We start from the raw sequence: 724 nt of genomic DNA on the forward strand, positions 1-724 counted from the left end.
CGCAGATCGCCGTCTTCTTGATCTTGATCAGCACGTCGTTGGGGCCGATTTCCGGCACCGGCACCTCTTCCATCCAGATGCCCGGTTCGGCCTTGGCCTTCACAAGCGCCTTCATCATGTTCGACATCAGGATTTCCCTATTCCGTGATTGCGCTTCTGGCGAGATAGCCTGCACAACGGGAAGGTAGGCCACTAACTCGTTTGAACGTCCGGAATGGTCAGCCCCGCCTGCTCAGCCTCGCGGCGCAAATTCTGACGGGGCCTGGGGCCGATCTGCTGGATCACCAATCCGGCTGCCAGTGAGCCAAGGTCGCCGCAAGTCTGCAGGTCGCGGCCTTGCGTGTAGCCATGCAGGAAGCCGGCGGCATAGAGATCGCCGGCGCCCGTCGTGTCGACCAGTTCCTTGATGGCGGTCGCCTTGATCACCACGGTCTCGTCGCCGCGCACGATCACCGAGCCTTTTTCCGAGCGGGTGACGGCGGCGATCCGGCAATCCTTGCGGATCTGGGCCAGCGCCTCGTCGAACGACGATGTCTGGTAGAGCGACTTGATCTCGTGGCTGTTGGCAAAGACGATGTCGACCGTGCCCGAGCGCACCAGGTCGAGGAATTCGTCGCGGTAGCGGTCGACGCAGAACGAATCCGACAGCGTCATCGACACTTCTCGGCCTGCCGCGTGCGCCAGCTTCGCCGTCTGGCGGATTGCCTCCTTGGCGCGCGGCGGG

Annotated in this window: 1 protein-coding gene and 1 pseudogene; both read right to left on the minus strand. The window is 63.1% G+C overall.

The window, feature by feature from the left end; translation table 11 throughout:
• Window positions 1–127 (minus strand): annotated as a pseudogene (gene tdh, locus EN943_RS37250) (L-threonine 3-dehydrogenase); the annotation flags it as partial.
• Between the two features lie 65 nt (window positions 128–192).
• Window positions 193–724: adenosine kinase (locus tag EN943_RS37255; RefSeq protein WP_164778619.1), on the minus strand; the 532-nt coding region annotated here is incomplete at its 5' end.

The organism is Mesorhizobium sp. M7A.F.Ca.US.006.01.1.1 (assembly GCF_003997935.1).
Classification (GTDB): Bacteria; Pseudomonadota; Alphaproteobacteria; order Rhizobiales; family Rhizobiaceae; genus Mesorhizobium.